2 protein-coding genes are annotated in these 2,191 nt (G+C 75.4%); both read left to right on the top strand.

The window, feature by feature from the left end:
- Positions 1 to 116 precede the first annotated feature (116 nt).
- Positions 117 to 1,031, top strand: a complete 915-nt coding sequence (locus ABZ885_RS39805; RefSeq protein WP_360199889.1) for a hypothetical protein — start codon at positions 117 to 119, stop codon at positions 1,029 to 1,031.
- A 152-nt stretch (positions 1,032 to 1,183) separates the two neighbouring features.
- The coding region (gene bla, locus ABZ885_RS39800; protein WP_360199887.1) for a class A beta-lactamase at positions 1,184 to 2,191 on the top strand (1,008 nt) is incomplete at its 3' end.

The following is a 2,191-nucleotide window of genomic DNA, read 5'->3' as shown; positions in this document are numbered from 1 at the left end:
GGCCGGGGCGGGGCCGGGGCGGGGCCGGGGCGGTCTGAGGGCGCCTCAACCTCACGCCGGGCGCACGGCATGCCCCGCCGCCGGGCCCGGCCGGACGTCCGCTTAGGGTCGGGGGCATGAAGTTCTTCCGTTCCAAAGCCACACCCCAGCACGACCCGCACCTCCCCGCCCTGACGGCCGACCAGGCCGAGTACCTGCGCGACCTGGTGCGCCACTACCACGCCGCCCTCCCGCAGGTCACCGTCGTCGGTGACACCGTGCACGCGCCGCGGGGCACGCGCTCGCTCCACAACCTCGCCGAGCTGTGCCGCCGCGCCGACCCGCGCGCCTGGCCCGGGCTGGTGGAGCAGCACTTCCGCGCCCTCGACGGCGCCGAGGCGGCGACCCCGCAGGGGGCGGCGGAGGTGCTCCGCGCGGTCTACCTGCGGCTGGTCCCCGAGGACGCCTTCCCGCCCGAGGCCGCGGCGGCGTTCGGCTACGTCCGGCCGGTGGCCCCCGGGCTGCAGGAGGCGCTGGCGCTGGACCTGCCCGAGGCGGTCCGGCTGATGGACGACCGCGCCGTCGCCGAGGTGGGACTGGAGGCGCTGCGGGCCGCCGGGCGGGCCAACCTGGTGCGCGAGCCGGTGACGTACGACGTCGCCCACGGGCAGGGCGGCGCGGCCCTGCACATCGTCTCCGGCGAGTCGATGTTCGTCGCCAGCAAGGCGCTGGTCCTGGACGACGTGGCGCGGGCCGTGACGGGCAGTGACCTGCCCGCGGAGGGTGCCCTGTTCACCGTGCCGAGCCGGCACCACCTGGTCTTCCACCCGCTGGCCGGAGCCGAGGTGGTCGAGGCGGTCAACGACCTGGCGGCCTTCGGTCTCGGCGCGTACCAGGACAACCCGGGCCCGCTCTCCCCCCGGCTCTACTGGTGGTGCAAGGGCGTGGTGACCTCGCTGACCCACATCGACGAGGAGACCCGCTCGTTCTCGATCGCCCCGCCCGAGGAGCTGATGGCCGTCCTGCGCCGCCTGCGGGACGCCGGGGCCTGACCCGGCGGCGGCCGGAGCCCCCGGCGCGCCCCCGTCAACGGCCCGCCCCCGGAAACACTCGTTCGTGTGCAGTGTGACCCGTGTGGAACTTACCCGTCCCTCGTCGCGTGTTGATCGTTGTCAAGATCGCAGGGGAGAGAGGAGACCGCGTGATGAGGACCGGGACGACAGGGGCAGGTACGCCGGGGGGGCGTCCGTCGCGCCGGGCGGTGCTGGCCGCCGGCACCGGCGCGGTACTGGCGGGCGGCCTGCTCACGGGCGGGCGGGCCTACGCGGCGGCGCCCGGGGAGAACGGGTCCGCCCGCCGGGCGGACGGCCTGGAGCAGCGGCTCGCCGGCCTGGAGCGGGAGCACGCCGCCCGGCTCGGGGTGTTCGGCCACAACACGGCCACCGGCCGGACGGTGGTGTACCGGGCGGACGAGCGGTTCCCGCTCTGCTCGGTCTTCAAGCCGCTCGCCGTCGCGGCCGTGCTGCGCGACCTCGACCGGGACGGCCGGTTCCTGGCCAAACGGATCCACTACACCCCGGAGGACGTGACGGCCTCGACGTACGGCCCGGTCACCGGCCTGGAGAAGAACCTCGCCAACGGCATGACCGTCGAGGAGCTGTGCGCGGCCGCCGTCAGCGAGAGCGACAACGCGGCGGCCAACCTGATCCTGCGCGAGCTGGGCGGCCCCACGGCGGTCACCCGGTTCTGCCGCTCGACCGGGGACGGACGGACCAGGCTCGACCGGTGGGAGCCCGAACTCAACTCGGCGGAGCCGTGGCGGACGACCGACAGCACCAGTCCGCGCGCCATCGCGGGGACGTTCGCGCGGCTGCTCCTCGGCGACGTGCTCCCGCCCCGGGACCGCGAACGGCTGACCGGCTGGATGCTGGCCAACACGACCAACACCGCACGGTTCCGGGAGGGCCTGCCCGGCTGGATCCTGGCGGACAAGACCGGCGGCGGCAGCTCGTACGGGGTGGCGAACGACGTGGGCGTGGTCCGGAAGCCGGACGGGCCGCCGATCGTCCTCGCCGTGCTCACGACCACCCACGCGCCCACCGGCCCGAGCGACAACATGTACGCGCAGTGCGTCGACACCACCCGCGTCGTCCACCGGGAGCAGCTCCGCGACGGCGTCTGGCTGGTCACCGGCCCCGGCGGCCGTGGCATG

Origin of the sequence: Kitasatospora sp. NPDC047058, assembly GCF_040643935.1 — a bacterium.
GTDB lineage: Bacteria > Actinomycetota > Actinomycetes > Streptomycetales > Streptomycetaceae > Kitasatospora.
Note: the sequence above shows the minus strand (reverse complement) of the source record. Positions and strands in the feature narration are given on the sequence as shown.